Annotated in this window: 14 protein-coding genes, 1 tRNA gene and 2 pseudogenes; 11 read left to right on the forward strand and 6 right to left on the reverse strand. The window is 60.0% G+C overall.

Annotated features, from left to right (window positions below; all coding sequences use genetic code 11):
• Window positions 1–150: 150 nt before the first annotated feature.
• Window positions 151–1,245, reverse strand: a complete 1,095-nt coding sequence (locus tag NKI52_RS09765; RefSeq protein WP_352454464.1) for a glycosyltransferase family 4 protein — start codon at window positions 1,243–1,245, stop codon at window positions 151–153.
• Between the two features lie 494 nt (window positions 1,246–1,739).
• Between NKI52_RS09765 and NKI52_RS09770 the strand changes: the two genes are divergently transcribed.
• The 10 genes and pseudogenes from NKI52_RS09770 (at window position 1,740) to NKI52_RS09815 (ending at window position 9,536) form a co-directional block, all read left to right on the forward strand.
• On the forward strand, window positions 1,740–2,096 hold the full coding sequence (locus NKI52_RS09770; protein ID WP_023678896.1) for an SPW repeat protein: 357 nt from the start codon (window positions 1,740–1,742) through the stop codon (window positions 2,094–2,096).
• 131 nt (window positions 2,097–2,227) lie between these two features.
• On the forward strand, window positions 2,228–2,677 hold the full coding sequence (locus tag NKI52_RS09775; RefSeq protein ID WP_023678897.1) for a DUF2231 domain-containing protein: 450 nt from the start codon (window positions 2,228–2,230) through the stop codon (window positions 2,675–2,677).
• Window positions 2,677–4,022: pseudogene (locus NKI52_RS09780) on the forward strand (PQQ-dependent sugar dehydrogenase). The gene NKI52_RS09775 and the pseudogene NKI52_RS09780 overlap by 1 nt, the downstream one beginning before the upstream one ends.
• Before the next feature lie 6 nt (window positions 4,023–4,028).
• Window positions 4,029–4,222, forward strand: a pseudogene (locus NKI52_RS09785) (efflux RND transporter permease subunit); the annotation flags it as partial.
• 167 nt (window positions 4,223–4,389) lie between these two features.
• On the forward strand, window positions 4,390–5,205 hold the full coding sequence (coxB, locus tag NKI52_RS09790; protein WP_352620497.1) for a cytochrome c oxidase subunit II: 816 nt from the start codon (window positions 4,390–4,392) through the stop codon (window positions 5,203–5,205).
• A gap of 91 nt (window positions 5,206–5,296) precedes the next feature.
• Window positions 5,297–7,066, forward strand: a complete 1,770-nt coding sequence (gene ctaD / locus NKI52_RS09795; protein WP_352470447.1) for a cytochrome c oxidase subunit I — start codon at window positions 5,297–5,299, stop codon at window positions 7,064–7,066.
• Complete coding sequence (locus tag NKI52_RS09800; protein WP_352466990.1) at window positions 7,063–7,767, forward strand: cytochrome c oxidase subunit 3; 705 nt, start codon at window positions 7,063–7,065, stop codon at window positions 7,765–7,767. The genes ctaD and NKI52_RS09800 overlap by 4 nt, the downstream gene beginning before the upstream one ends.
• A 13-nt stretch (window positions 7,768–7,780) precedes the next feature.
• A complete protein-coding gene (locus NKI52_RS09805; protein ID WP_352466991.1) occupies window positions 7,781–8,503 on the forward strand; it encodes a heme-copper oxidase subunit III family protein in 723 nt (240 codons plus the stop codon).
• 10 nt (window positions 8,504–8,513) lie between these two features.
• Window positions 8,514–8,918, forward strand: coding sequence for a cytochrome C oxidase subunit IV family protein (locus NKI52_RS09810; RefSeq protein WP_023678904.1), 405 nt, complete (start codon window positions 8,514–8,516; stop codon window positions 8,916–8,918).
• Between the two features lie 144 nt (window positions 8,919–9,062).
• Entirely contained in the window at window positions 9,063–9,536 is a 474-nt protein-coding gene (locus NKI52_RS09815; RefSeq protein WP_023678905.1) for an aminoacyl-tRNA deacylase, read from the forward strand.
• A 66-nt stretch (window positions 9,537–9,602) separates the two neighbouring features.
• Here the strand turns inward: NKI52_RS09815 and NKI52_RS09820 are convergent, their stop codons facing one another.
• The 5 genes from NKI52_RS09820 to tig all read right to left on the reverse strand — a co-directional run bounded on the left by NKI52_RS09820 (window position 9,603) and on the right by tig (window position 14,536).
• Complete coding sequence (locus NKI52_RS09820) at window positions 9,603–10,415, reverse strand: DUF2189 domain-containing protein (protein WP_023678906.1); 813 nt, start codon at window positions 10,413–10,415, stop codon at window positions 9,603–9,605.
• Window positions 10,416–10,731: 316 nt separating this feature from the next.
• The gene (locus tag NKI52_RS09825) at window positions 10,732–11,664 is read right to left on the reverse strand and encodes a heme o synthase (protein WP_352697793.1); all 933 of its coding nucleotides are present in this window, start codon (window positions 11,662–11,664) and stop codon (window positions 10,732–10,734) included.
• A gap of 148 nt (window positions 11,665–11,812) precedes the next feature.
• Window positions 11,813–12,166 (reverse strand): c-type cytochrome, encoded by a 354-nt coding sequence (locus NKI52_RS09830; RefSeq protein WP_502897749.1) that lies wholly within the window; start codon window positions 12,164–12,166, stop codon window positions 11,813–11,815.
• Between the two features lie 212 nt (window positions 12,167–12,378).
• Window positions 12,379–12,900, reverse strand: coding sequence for a hypothetical protein (locus tag NKI52_RS09835; RefSeq protein WP_023678909.1), 522 nt, complete (start codon window positions 12,898–12,900; stop codon window positions 12,379–12,381).
• A 160-nt stretch (window positions 12,901–13,060) separates the two neighbouring features.
• Window positions 13,061–14,536 carry a trigger factor gene (tig, locus tag NKI52_RS09840; RefSeq protein ID WP_023678910.1) on the reverse strand — a complete coding sequence of 492 codons (1,476 nt, stop codon included), beginning with the start codon at window positions 14,534–14,536 and terminating at the stop codon, window positions 13,061–13,063.
• Window positions 14,537–14,879: 343 nt separating this feature from the next.
• On the opposite strand from tig, the gene NKI52_RS09845 reads away from it, so the two are divergent.
• Window positions 14,880–14,964, forward strand: a tRNA-Leu gene (locus NKI52_RS09845).
• Window positions 14,965–15,028: the final 64 nt, after the last annotated feature.

A 15,028-nucleotide genomic window follows, 5' to 3' on the forward strand; every position in this document is an offset into this window, starting at 1 on the left:
GGCAGTGCGCCGCCGCTCGCGAAAGCATTAGCCCCGGGAAGGCTTGCTGCTGATCAAAGGCTTCTGGCGCGATCGCCGCGCCCGGCGACAAGACTCCGCAGGCGCTCCCGGACTCCGCCGTCGTGGTCTGTATGTGGATTAGTCGGTTCCTCAGCCCGGCACAGCCACCATCGCGATATTTCTGGAGAGCTCGTTTGTGGGGGCAACTGCGTCTGCCGTGCCGCTCGTGAGTGCTCGGTAGAGTGCCACATAATCGCTGCACATGCGCTCGACCGTGAACCGCTTCTCGAACGTCTGCCGCACTCGTGCGCGATCGAGGCTGTCTATGCGCCGGAGCGCGCCTACGGCTTCCTCCACCGTATCCACGATCCATCCGGACACACCGTCATCGATGATCTCCGGGACGGCGCCACGCCGGAACGCAACCACCGGCGTACCGCAGGCCATTGCTTCGATCGTTACGAGGCCGAACGGTTCCGGCCAGTCGATCGGAAACAAAAGCGCTATCGCATTGCCCAGAAAATCCGCCTTTTGCCGCTCATCGATCTCGCCAATGAACTCCACGTTCGAATGCCGCAGCACTTGCGGCTCGACCCTTTCCTTCCAGAACGACTGGTCCACCTTGTCGATCTTGGCGGCGATCTTCAGGGGAAACCCGGCCCGCGCTGCTATTTCTATAGCCGTTTCCGGCCCCTTTTCCGGCGAGATGCGACCGAGAAACGCAAGATAGCCAGAGGTGTTCGGGTGGAATGGCAGAAGATCGCGGGGCAGGCCGTGATGCACGGTTCCAACCCAATTGACGGGCGGCATGGGCCGGCGCTGGTCGAAGGAGATCGAGACCAGGGGAACGTCGTCGAACATCGCATAAAGCTGCGCGAGATCGGGCAGGTCGAGCCTGCCGTGAAGCGTGGTAACCGTTCGTCTGGCAAAATCCCGAATTATGGGGAAGTGCAGAACATCGACATGGAAATGTAAAACGTCGAATTCATCGGCTCGCCGGCGCACCCGTTCAAGCATCATAACATGGTGGGGACCACCGTCCTGGACCCTGGGGTTCAGGCGCAGCGCGACGTCGCAACATCGCACCAGCTCGGCTGAGGTACGAGAATCGGCGCTGGCGAACAGCGTCACCTCGTGGCCCTGTCGGACAAGTTCTTCGGTCAGATACGAAACAATTCGCTCGGTTCCACCGTAGGTTCGGGGCGGCACGGATTCGGTTAGCGGTGCGATCTGGGCTATTTTCATTTAGAAATCTTTTCGGCGGCGACCGCCGTCTTTCAAACAAGCTTCGGCGGCAACCAAGACAAGCGAGAGCTTCCAGTTGCGAAGTATTCTATGCAGAGCGTATTTATAGTTGTGCCGTCCGCGCTCCTCCCGTGCAATCAGGTTGCCCTTATTCAACTCCTCTGGATCCAAGAACTGCGATCCATGAGAAATGTTTCACCGGCTCGATAAAAAGACAGAATGAGCTACGCGCCGCCACCCCGCCGCCCCCTGACAGGCAGGTTCGGATTTGTTCGATCACCATCAATTGATCCAGGCGTGCCGGTGCCCAATGGAACATAAAGCCCGGAATTCAGTTAGATAGCCGGATTTGACTGGAGTTCGCCACATGCGCAACTCCGGCCGGGCAAGGGCACTGCCGTGACACGGAGTGAGCGGCTTCGGGCGCATCGCGCCGAACTCAGGCACCACCTTGCCGAACTCGGGAGCCATAAACGCTCCTTATGGAGGATGCCATGAACCAGTGGACAAACGCCAGGCTCTGTGACGTAGCCAACCTGATCCTTGGGGCAATTCTGTTCTTCTCTCCCTGGATCTTCGCATTTGCGGCAGGCCCGCAGACGCAGAACGCCCTCGGCAGCGGAATCTTGATCGTCGTGCTTTCGGTTGCCGCCCTCGCAGCATTTGCCGTGTGGGAAGAGTGGGTGAACCTGGTCGTCGGACTGTGGGTTCTCGCATCGCCCTGGGTGCTTGGATTCCAGGCGACCACGGCGATGACCGTGCATGTCGTGATCGGCATTCTGGTCGCCGTGCTGGCGGCGATCGAGCTCTGGATGATGTATCAGAACCCGCCGACCCAGTCCGCCGCCTAACAGGCGCAGCCAGCCAGCGCCCTTTTTTGGGCCTGACGGATCTATCGGTCGTCTGCCGGTCTCTCGGCAACAGCCGCCGGAGGCCGGGCAGGCGGCGTTTGTTTGGACGAGAATAGGAAGGATGGCGCATTATGGTCGGTGACAATCCGCGTTCGACGGCCAGGATTGCAGGACATCCTATTCATCCGATGCTCGTGCCATTTCCGATCGCCTGCTTCGTCGGCACCCTGCTGACGGATCTAGCCTATTGGCGAACAGCGGAGATGATGTGGGCTGACTTCTCCGCTTGGCTGGTTACCATCGGCGTGATCATGGGCTGCCTAGCAGCGATCGCGGGGCTGATCGATTTCCTGGCCAATCCGCTGATAAGGGCACAGCCCCCCGCCTGGCCGCACGTGCTCGGCAATCTTCTGGCGCTGGCGTTATCCATCATCAACATGCTCGTACACACCCGCGATGCATGGACCTCCATCGTTCCTACCGGCTTGATCCTCTCGGCGGTTGTCGTGCTCATCCTCATCTTCACTGGTTGGCTGGGCTGGTCCATGGTGTACCGGCATCATGTCGGAGTGGCGGATTGATGCGCGTAGCAAGCTCCATCGGTCAGACCAGGCGCATCGCGGTGTCCGTCCTCATTTGCACTGCGGCGATCACTCTTGCAGCGTGCAGCGGCAACGACCCGGATCCCAGCAGTCAGATAGGGCCGAATCCAAACCTGCCGGAGCCGATCCAATATTTCTTCCCGCCCATGCATCTCGCTTCCGTGGTCGGATGGAAGAACGACGAAAAGCGACCGTCGCGCAGGGGCTGCAGATCCAGGCTTATGCCCACGGCTTGCAGCATCCGCGGTCGCTTTACGTGCTGCCCAATGGCGACGTCCTGGTGGTCGAGTCCAAGGCGCCGGGTGGCGAACCGATCAAACGGCCCAAGGATTTGGTGATGGGCTGGATCGAATCCTGGGTCACCTCGGGCGGCGACAGCGGCCCAAGCAACCGCATTACGCTGCTGCGCGACACCGATGGCGATGGCAAGCCGGAGCTGACCAGCGTATTCCTCGACCACCTGAGCTCCCCCTTTGGCGTGGCGCTGGTGGGAAGCGATCTCTACGTCGCCAATACCGACTCCATCGTCCGCTATCCCTACAACACCGGTGACACAAAGATCACCGTGCCCGGAACGCCGCTAACCGCCCTGCCCGGCGGCCCGATCGACCACCATTGGACGAAGAGTCTGGTGGCAAGCCCCGACGGCTCGCTGCTCTATGTCGGCATCGGCTCGAACAGCAACGTCGCCGAAAACGGCATCGAGGCGGAGAAGAACCGCGCCGCCATCTGGCAGGTAGACAGGGCCACCGGCCGGTCGCGCATTTTCGCCAGCGGTTTGCGCAATCCAAACGGCCTGAGCTGGGAGCCGCAGACCGGGGCGCTCTGGGCAGTGATCAATGAGCGCGACGAGCTCGGCCCCAATCTCGTGCCGGATTATCTGACCTCGGTAAAGGATGGCGGCTTCTACGGATGGCCATACAGCTATTACGGCCAGCATCTCGATCCCCGCGTCATGCCCCAACGTCCGGACCTGGTCGCAAAAGCGATCGTTCCGGATTATGCACTGAGTTCCCACGTCGCCCCTCTGGGACTGGCCTTCTATACGGCAACCAGCCTTCCCGAGGCATATCGCGGCGGCGCCTTCGTTGGCGAGCATGGCAGCTGGAACCGCACGCGCTTCAATGGCTACAAGGTAGTGTTCGTACCATTCAGCGGCGGCCGTCCGAGCGGCGTCGCTACCGACGTGGTGACTGACTTCCTGGACAAGGACAACAAGGCGCGCGGCCGGCCTGTCGGCCTGGCTGTCGACAAAACCGGGGCCCTGCTCATCGCCGACGACGTCGGCAACACAGTTTGGCGGGTGACATCTGCCGGCCAATAAAGTGGCTCCACTCCCTTCGTCGAGCGTCGAGCAGGTGAACGGACACTGGTCGAAGCAATCGTGCTGACGTGCTTCGTCATGCTGCTGTTCCTGCAGAACCTGCGCGCGACGATCCCCGACGATCGCCGTTCCGGTGACTCTGCCGGGCACATTCGGCGTGCCCAGCCCTTGCCGGTTACTCGACGCTGACGATGTTTGCCACGCGCTGCCGCTGATCACCGCCGAACCGAAGGACCGCCAGCGCCGAAATGGTATTTTTGCCCTTCCCACAGCCGGCTCTAGAATTTTCATCGCAAATCAAGTTATGATGCACTTGGTATTTCCCGGGACGGCTTGCGCCGCTTGGAATACCGGGAGGAACCGGGACATGGCCGTTGCGCTTGTACTCGTTCTGATAGTCGTGGGCTCGGTGTTGTTCCACTTCCTGAGCCCATGGTGGTGGACGCCGATTGCCTCGAACTGGGACTATATCGACAACACCATCATCATAACTTTCTGGATCACCGGTGTCGTCTTCGCCGCCGTGGTTCTTTTCATGGCCTATTGCGTCTTCCGCTTCCGTCATCGGGAAGGCAATCAGGCGGCATATGAACCTGAGAACAGGCGGCTCGAATCCTGGCTGACGGTCGTCACCGCGGTTGGCGTCACCGCTTTGCTCGTTCCAGGCCTGTTCGTCTGGAGCCGGTTCGTTAACGTTCCAAGCGACGCAACCGAGATCGAAGTTGTCGGCCAGCAGTGGCAATGGAGTTTCCGCCTCCCCGGCAAGGACGGCAAGCTCGGCACATCCGACACTCGCGACGTCAACGCTGAAAATCCACTCGGCGTCATCGCCACCGATGCCAACGGCCAGGACGATGTCGTAGTGGAAGCGGCCGACCTGCACCTCCCAGTAGGCAAACCGGTCAAGATGCTGCTCCGCTCGATCGATGTGCTGCACGATTTCTACGTGCCGGAATTCCGCGCCAAGATGGACATGATCCCGGGCTCGGTCACCTATTTCTGGTTCACTCCGACCAAGACGGGGACCTTCCAGGTCCTGTGTGCCGAACTCTGCGGCCAGGGACATCCGATGATGCATGGCGTGGTCATGGTCGATACTCAGGAAGACTATCTGGCGTGGCTTGGCCAGCAGCAGACTTTTGCGCAGCTGTCCGCCCCCCAGCAGATGGGCTCGGCAGAGTAGGAAACCGGAACGACGGCGCGCCGTCGGGATTGAAATTAGTGTGGCAAGCCCGAACTGTCGGGCTGGCCGAAAAGGGCACGGAGGTGTTCCTATGGTCGATATCACACCTGCAGATGCGGTACCGCCGGCCGAAGTCGCGGAAATGGAACTCTACCATCCGCACAGCTGGTGGACGAAATACGTTTTCTCGCAGGACGCCAAGGTCATCGCCATCCAGTATTCGGCGACGGCGACAGCGATCGGCATGGTCGCGCTGGTGCTATCCTGGCTGATGCGGCTGCAACTCGGCTTCCCCGGCACATTCGACTTCATCACCCCGGAAGCCTACTACCAGTTCATCACCATGCACGGCATGATCATGGTGATCTACCTGCTCACGGCACTCTTCCTGGGCGGCTTCGGCAACTATCTGATCCCGTTGATGGTTGGTGCTCGCGACATGGTCTTTCCTTATGTCAACATGCTGAGCTACTGGATCTATCTGCTCGCCGTGCTGGTCCTGGTGTCGAGCTTCTTTGCGCCCGGCGGACCGACGGGTGCCGGCTGGACGCTCTATCCGCCGCAGGCGATCATGACCGGTACGCCAGGCGGCCAGGACTGGGGCATCATCCTGATGCTTGTCTCGCTGATCCTGTTCATCGTCGGCTTTACCATGGGCGGCTTGAACTATGTCGTGACGGTGCTGCAGGGGCGCACGCGCGGCATGACGCTGATGCGCCTTCCGCTTACTGTCTGGGGTATTTTCACCGCCACCGTCATGGCGCTGCTCGCCTTCCCGGCGCTGTTCGTCGCCTGCGTGATGATGCTGCTCGACCGGGCGCTCGGCACCAGCTTCTTCATGCCGGCGATCGTCGAGATGGGCGAACAGTTGCAGCACGGCGGCGGCAGCCCGATCCTGTTCCAGCATCTGTTCTGGTTCTTCGGCCATCCGGAGGTCTACATCGTGGCGCTTCCGGCCTTCGGCATCGTATCCGACCTGATCAGCACCCACGCGCGCAAGAACATCTTCGGCTACCGCATGATGGTCTGGGCCATCGTCGGCATCGGCGCGCTGAGCTTCGTGGTCTGGGCGCACCACATGTATGTCAGTGGCATGCATCCCTATTTCGGCTTTTTCTTCGCCACAACGACATTGATCATCGCCGTCCCAACAGCCATCAAGGTCTACAATTGGGTGCTGACGCTGTGGCGCGGCGACATCCACCTCACCATACCGATGCTTTTTGCCTTGGCCTTCATCGTCACCTTCGTCAATGGCGGGTTGACTGGGCTATTTCTTGGCAATGTCGTCGTCGACGTTCCGCTGTCGGACACGATGTTCGTCGTCGCCCATTTCCATATGGTCATGGGGGTTGCCCCGATCATCGTAATCTTCGGCGCGATCTATCACTGGTATCCGAAGGTCACCGGCCGGATGCTGAACGAGACACTGGGCCGGTTCCATTTCTGGGTCACCTTCCTCGGCGCCTATCTGATCTTCTTTCCCATGCACTATCTCGGCTTGATGGGCGTGCCGCGGCGGTACAACGAATTGACCGACATGACGATCATGACGGAATCGGCCCACCACCTGAACTCGTTTATCAGCATCATGGCTTTTATAGTCGGTTTTGCTCAGATTGTGTTTCTGTTCAATCTCATCTGGAGCATCCGCCATGGCCGTGAGGCTGGCGGCAATCCGTGGCGGGCAACGACGCTCGAGTGGCAGACGCCCGAAACACCGCCCGCCCACGGCAATTTCGGCAAGGATCTGCCGATCGTCTATCGCTGGGCCTATGACTACAGCGTACCGGGAGCCAAGGAGGACTTCATACCGCAAAACGTTCCGGGCTCCTTCGCGCCCTCCAGGGAGCCGGCATGAGCGTAATCCTGGTCTTCCTGCTCGTGATCGCCGGTATTGCCGGGTGGTGGCTTTCCCATCAGCGGCTAATGACGAAGCCGTGGCTCGAGCAAGGTATGATCGGGGATTTTGTCGCTCTGGACCGATCGGCGCTGCCGACCGCAAAGATCGGTCTCGGCGTCTTCCTTGCCGTCGTCGGCTGCCTGTTCGCGCTGTTCACCAGTGCTTATTTCATGCGCATGGCGCTGTCGGATTGGCGGCCGCTGCCCATCCCGCCCCTGCTCTGGCTTAACACCGGCGTACTGGTCTTGAGCAGCATTGCGATACAGTGCGCTTCGCTCGCAGCGCGCAAGGGTCAAGTGGACATGGTCAGGCTTGGCCTCGCCACCGCTGGACTCACGGCGCTCGTCTTCCTGATTGGACAGCTTGTGGCATGGCGGGAACTGAGTGCGGACGGCTATTTTCTGGCATCCAATCCGGCCAACAGCTTCTTCTACCTGCTAACGGGAATGCATGGCCTGCATATACTGGGAGGACTGGTCGGGCTGGGCAGAACGAGCGTCGGCGCCTGGAACGGAGCGCAGCCGCAGCGGCTTCGCCTCAGTGTCGAGCTGTGCGCCATGTACTGGCATTTCCTGCTTTTCATCTGGCTCGCCATCTTTGCGCTTCTGGCCGGCTGGGCTTCGACTTTAATCGACATTTGCCGAGGGTTGCTGACCTAGGAGGAATGGGCGGATGGCAGAGACGACACTGGCCCACATCGGCCGAACAGAGCTGCGGCCCGCAGGCTTGCAAGGCATCGCCGCCGACTGGTCCTCGGATCAGCGGGCGTTCAAAAACGTGTCCTGGGGCAAGGCCATGATGTGGATCTTCCTGCTCAGCGACACGTTCATCTTCGGCTGCTTCCTGCTCTCCTACATGACCGCGCGTATCTCAACACGCGTGCCGTGGCCCAATCCGAGCGAGGTCTTCGCCCTGCGCATCGGCGGCTCCGACATTCCACTGATCCTTATCGCCATCATGACCTTCGTGCTGATCTCGAGCAGCGGAACGATGGCCATGGCGGTCAATTTCGGCTACCGCCGCGACCGCCGCAAGACGGCAGTGCTGATGCTCTTGACCGCAGCACTCGGCGCGACCTTCGTCGGCATGCAGGCCTTCGAATGGACCAAGCTGATTACCGAGGGCGTGCGGCCTTGGGGCAATCCCTGGGGCGCTGCCCAGTTCGGCGCATCCTTTTTCATGATTACCGGCTTTCACGGCACGCACGTGACGATCGGGGTGATCTTCCTGATCATCGTGGCGCGAAAGGTCTGGCGCGGAGACTACGACGTCGGACGGCCCGGCTTCTTCACCAGCCGGAGGGGCCGCTACGAGAACGTCGAAATCATGGGGCTTTACTGGCATTTCGTCGACCTGGTCTGGGTGTTCATTTTCGCATTTTTCTATCTTTGGTGAGAGGCAGGACATGGCTGAAGCAACCGCAAACGGCCTGGGACAGCATGCGCTGGACAGCGCCCGTACCCATGATGCGACGACGACCGGGTTTACCCCGGCGGAGGTTCATCAGGAGCACCCGATCAAGCTCTATCTGGTGGTCTGGGCCTGGTTGTTCATCCTCAGCACCTGCTCCTATCTGGTCGACTATTTCGGTCTCCACGGCTATCTCAGATGGTCGCTGATCCTGATCTTCATGATCCTCAAGGCAGGGCTGATCGTCGCCATCTTCATGCACATGGCCTGGGAACGGCTGGCGCTGACATATGCAATCATCCTGCCGCCGGTGCTGGTGCTGGTGTTCGTGACGATGATGGTCTTCGAAGCGGACTACACGCTTCTCACCCGAATGGCGTTTTTCGGGGCCGGGCCCTGACATGCAATCCGGATCCAGGCGGTCCGGTCCTGGAGCCTTCGCCTTGAAACAATCCACGGCTGGTCCATTTCTGTTGGTATCGGAAACGACAGGCAATGCCGGCGTTTCCACATGCGTCGCGAACACCAGCAAGGGGCGCCCAAGATGACCATCGCAAACAGACTGAAGGACTTCATCGACAGAAAAGGAATTTCCTACGACACCGTCGAGCATCACCGCACGGCGACAAGCAGACAATCCGCCATTGCGGCACATGTGCCTGGCAGCATAATGGCCAAATCGGTGGTCGTTCACCACGACCGTGGCTACGCGCTCGCCGTGGTTCCAAGCACGCACAGGATAGAACTCGCGACATTGCAGGATGTCATGGACAAGCCTCTTGGACTTGCCTCCGAAGACGAGGTGGTCTCGTTGTTCGGCGATTGCGATGTCGGCGCTGTGCCGCCGATCGGCGCTGCCTATGATGTGCCAGTGGTCCTCGATGAAAGCCTCGGCGACGCTCCCGAAGTCTATTTCGAGGGCGGTGACCATAGGACGCTGGTGCATGTGAGCGGCAAGGATTTCCGCGACCTGACAAAGGACGCGCGCCAGGCCCGTTTCAGCCATCCGGCCTATTGAAAGCTCTGCCCCACCCTGCCCGCACCGGCACTTTCACCGGTGCGCGCAGGGCAGGTTTTTTTCAGCTCACGGTCTGGTGGCCGGCGGCGATTCCACAACTTTCCGATAGACATGCCAGGTCGCATGACCAAGGATCGGCAGCACGACTGCCAACCCGGCGAACACTGGCAGCGAGCCGACGATCAGGGCGACGGCGACGATAAGGCCCCACACGGCCATCACGATCGGGTTGGCCAGGACAACGCGCACCGAGGTGTGGATGGCTTCGTAGGCGCCGACATCGCGGTCGAGCAACAACGGGAATGCGACGACCGTGGTGCACAACACAACCGCGGCGAACACGAAGCCGATGGCGTGACCCAGGATGATGAGCGTCCAGCCGCGTCCCGTGGCGAATATTTCACTGATGAAGCTGGACAGCGATTGCGGCGGCGCCGGGCCGAACAGGGTCTGGTAGAATATCTGGGCCGTCAAAAGCCAGGCGATAAAGATCGCAAGCAGCATGACGCCGACCGCTGCAATAGCCGGCAGTGCCGGAGAACTCCTGACTTCAAAGGCGTGCCTCCACGAGGCGTCGAGCCCGGCTTCCCGTCGCCGGCTGATCTCATAGAGGCCGATCGCCGCGAACGGACCAATCAGTGCAAAGCCGGATACAAGCGGAAACAGCAATGGCAGCGTGTTGTTACCTGATGTCCAGACAGCAAGCACGACTCCCGCAATCGGATAGATCAGGCAGAGAAAAACGATGTGCGACGGTTTGACCATGAAATCATCGACGCCACGCCTGAGCGCATCAAAAAGATCGGAGACACCGATTTTTCGAATTCTGGTGTGTTCCAGCGTCTCGCTGGCGCCTGCTATCACGTGAAAGCTTGCCATGACCATTCCTCCAGACCAGGTCCGGTAAGGTCGCGTTTTACGGTGCTGCCGTTCTGCATGATTGGCCCACGCAAACCGCGACCTGCACCATGATCAATATACTCTCATGCGGGGGACTTGTCGCGCTTTGTAGGAAGGCCCGGGAGTAGGAGCTCCCGGGTAGCCTGACTAGCTACGGACGCCGTTCTTCGATATGCTCTTCTAGTCGAAGGTGAAGGTCATGGACGGAAGGACAGTTCTCATACTCGGCCTTGGCGTCATTATTCTGCTGTTGCTGGGATTTTGTGCTCTGCCAACGTGATGTTTTGAGCCGGGGTCAATAGTCGGCTGAAGCGATCACTCGCATTACAATGGTGTCGGCAAGCAACGCCGCAAATATTGCGAAAAGATAGACAATCGAATACGCAAACAGTGCCTTTGCCGGCTTCATCTCCTTGTCGGCGACGAGAACCTTCCAGGCCTGCCAAATGAAACCTGCACCCAACGCGGCTGAAGCAGTGCCGTAATATCCGCTCGCGAAGCCGAAGCCCCAAGGAAGCACGCCGATTGGCGCCAAGAGCAGCGAATAGGCGAAGATTTGTTTTCTGGTCGAGTGCTGGCCGGCCACATTCGGCATCATCGGGACCCCCGCCGCGGCATAGTCACCGACCTTGAAAAGGGCCAGCGCCCAGAAATGAGGCGGCGTCCAGAGGAAAATGATCAGAAACAGGATGAGACTTTCAATGCCGATTGCGCCGGTTGCAGCAGCCCACCCGATCACCGGAGGAAGGGCGCCTGCCGCGCCGCCTATGACGATATTCTGTGGCGTCGAGCGCTTCAGCCACATCGTGTAGATAACGACATAGAAAAAGATGGTGAACGCCAACAACGATGCGGCGAGCCACCCCACCAGCACGCCGAGCGTCATGACCGACAGTGCGGAAAGCACCAGACCGAAGCTGAGAGCTTCGCCAGGCGTGACGCGACCGGACGGAATTGGTCGCTTGGACGTGCGAGACATCAAGGCGTCTATGTCTGCGTCGTACCACATATTGAGCGCGCCGGCGGCTCCCGCTCCAACCGCGATTGCGCCGATGGCAATTACGGCGATAACTGGATTCATCACGCCGGGCGCCATCATCAGGCCGACGAAGGCAGTAAACACGGCAAGCGCCATGACGCGTGGCTTCAAAAGCGCAAAGAAATCACCCGCCGTCGCCTCCGAGAGGCGGATGCCGGTATCCTTGAGACGGCTTTCTTCAGTCGACATTCAGACGACCACCGATGGGAATGGCAGCCTAGCCGGCCAACGTCTTTTTTGCAACGAGCCGCCCTCCCCACCGACACTGCCGGCAGATTGCGGCCGAGGCTATTGCCTCGACCTGTTTGCTATACCAAGATCCGGCGGAAGAGCCGGGCTATTTGGAGAATTGCTTCAGATAAGCAATGACATTGGCGACGTCCTCGTCCTTCTTGAGGCCGGGGAATGCCATCTTGGTTCCTTTGACCATCGCCTTGGGATCGCGAAGGTAGGTCGTCAGCGTGGCCTCATCCCATTTGACGCCGGACTTGCCGGCCTCGGTCATGGCCTTGGAATAGCTGAACCCCGGATGCGTCCCGGCCGTTCGGCCGATAACGCCGTTCAAGGACGGACCGACCTTGTTCTGGTCCTTGTCTGCGATATGGCAGACCTTGCATTTGGCGAAGACCTTCTCACCCGCCGCGGCATCCTGTGCCCGCGAGGGGCCGGCAATGACGGTGGCGACGGACATGGTGATAAAAAACACAATGGCACGCATGGCATTTCCTCCCTGATCGCCAATTTGCCCTGGCTGACCTGCACAGGCCGACATTTAGTCCGCTGGCATGCGCTCTTGAATGGCAGAACGGATATCCACTGCCTGGGGTTGCGGCACCTACATACCACAGAACCCGGCCGGCAGGTAGAGTTCGGCCATGCGAAGGTTTAATGCGGACAATCTGCTCAAGGCAATTTGGTGTTGCAGCTGGCGGCGATCCGGCCGATCGCCTCTTCAACTCCGGTGAGGTCAAACTCGGCTTTGCCGCGCCCCGACAGCAGCCCGAACCGCCAGGACAGCAGCAGCCGGTCCGCGGAAATCAGTCGCCTGATGCCGTCGGCACCGTCGCGGACCAGCATTCTGCTGCGCGGGCCGACCGACCAGCTTTCGTTGAGCTTGCCGGATTGGCCAACAGTCACCGACATGGCGATGGTTCGGCTGGCGGAAACGGTGTCGCTCAGCTGCAGCCATTCGCTCCAACGCGGTTCGCCGGCTGTCCGGCAGGCGATCGTCAAAACCGGGCTGTAGCTCAATGCGCCGCCGCCGGTGATGAGCTTGTTGGTCGCGTAAAGCGAGGCGGTGACAAGGCCATCGCTGCTCTTGTCGAACCGCCAGTTGTCGAGAACCGTATCAGCCTGGGCAATGCCGCAGACCGACGCAAGCAGGAACGCCGCCGCCACGCTTCCGATACCGAAGAACTGTCTCAACGATGCCTCCAACAACCGCTGCGGTCAGCAACCCAGCGCAGATAATCATCAAAGCTTCATATCGCTACCTCGACCGCCAGATGCGCGAAATCCGTTGCGTCTGCGCCACAACGAAAAAGGCCGCCTCGAGAAGGCGGCCTTTCGGAATTCAGCAGGGACGTTATTCAGCGTCCTTGGCGGCCTTCTTCTTCGGCGCGGCCTTTTTCTTCGGCTCTTCAGCGTCGTCGTCGGCCTTCTTGGTGTCCGCTTTTTTCGCAGCCGCCTTCTTCGCCGGCTTGGCCTTGGTTGTCTCCGTATCCTCGTCGTCGGCCAGCAGCTCTTCCTTGCTGACCTTGACATCGGTGACCGAAATCTGGCCGAGCAGATGGTCAACCACCTTCTCTTCGAACATCGGCGCGCGCAACGTGTTCAGCGCTTCGGGATTATTGCGATAGAATTCGAAGGCTTCCTGCTGCTGGTTGGCCGGATAGCGACGCACCTGCTCGAACAGGCCGCGCTGCAATTCCTCGTCCGTCACGGTGACGCCGGCCTTCTCGCCGATTTCGGCGAGAACCAGGCCGAGACGCACGCGGCGCTCGGCAAGCCGCATGTATTCTGCACGCGCTTCTTCTTCCGTCGTCTCTTCGTCGGCAAAGGTGCGCCCAGCAGCTTCGAGGTCGCGGTTGACCTGGTTCCAGATGTTGTTGAACTCGGCCTCGACGAGCTTGGACGGCGCCTCGAACGAGTAAGCAGCGTCGAGCTGGTCGAGCAACTGCCGCTTGACTTTCTGGCGCGTTATCGAGCCGAACTGGTTCTCGATCTGACCGCGCACCACCTCGCGCAGGCGCTCCAGCGATTCAAGGCCGAGATTTTTGGCCATCTCGTCGTTGATCTCAAGCGCGCCGGGCTTCGACACTTCCTTGATCGTCACGTCAAAAGTGGCTTCCTTGCCGGCCAGATGCGCCGCCTGGTAGTTTTCCGGGAAGGTAACCGTGACCTGCTTCTCGTCGCCGGCCTTGCTGCCGACCAGCTGGTCCTCGAAGCCGGGGATGAATTCCTTCGAGCCGAGCACCAGCGGCTGATCGGTGCCCGCGCCGCCGCCGAAGGCTTCGCCGTCGATCTTGCCGACATAATCGATGGTCACGCGATCGCCCTCGGCGGCCTTGCCTGTCTTCGGCTCGTAAGTGCGGGCGGATTCAGCGACACGCTTGACCTGCTCGTCGATCTCTTCATCCGGCACGTCGAACACCTGGCGCGTCACCTTGATGTCGGAGAAATCCTTGATCTCGATCGGCGGAATGACCTCATAGTTCAGGCGGAACTCGAAATCGGCACCGCCTGCCAGGATCTTCTCGGCTTCCTTCTCGTCCTCGGTCATGATCACTTCGGGCTGCATGGCGGCCTTTTCGCCGCGCCCGGTGATGATCGAACGGGTCGAATCGTTGAGAATCTCGTTGACCACTTCGGCCATGAATGATTTGCCGTAGACCTTGCGCAGATGCTGCACCGGCACCTTGCCGGGGCGGAAGCCGTTGATGCGGACCTTGTTCCTGGCATCGGAGAGCCGCGCCATCAGCTTGGCTTCCATGTCACCGGCCGGCACGGTGATCTTGATCTCGCGCTTGAGACCGGAGTTGAGCGTTTCGGTGACCTGCATCATAAAACCTTTGTTTCCACCAATGAGGCCGTCAAACGGCCCCTGCCGTTTACAGCCTGCCGGTATGATCTTGCCGGGAATGGCTTTTGGTGCGGGACTTGGCGATCTGTCCGCTCAACGCGGCACAAATCCTCCAGAAATACGCTCCAAAATGTGAATAAGTCTTTGTTTTTCCTACTTCTTATCACATTCTGCAGAAGCGGATCGTCGCGTCCCGTCACATTCGACACGCCTTTTGTCACAGGCGCGGCCGATTTTCAACCATCTTTGCATTCCGGCCAATGATGCCGATGTGGGCTCTGACATTGACAGAATGATGGCTACATGGGATTGGCCGGGCAATGCGGATGTGGCGGAATTGGTAGACGCCCTGGATTTAGGTTCCAGTGCCGAAAGGCGTGGGGGTTCGAGTCCCTTCATCCGCACCATCCTTCGCTCTTCGAGCTTCGGGTGGCAGGCCACTCGAAGCTCCTCCAAAGCCTTGGCGAAGGA

The organism is Mesorhizobium sp. M0590, from assembly GCF_040320905.1.
GTDB lineage: Bacteria > Pseudomonadota > Alphaproteobacteria > Rhizobiales > Rhizobiaceae > Mesorhizobium.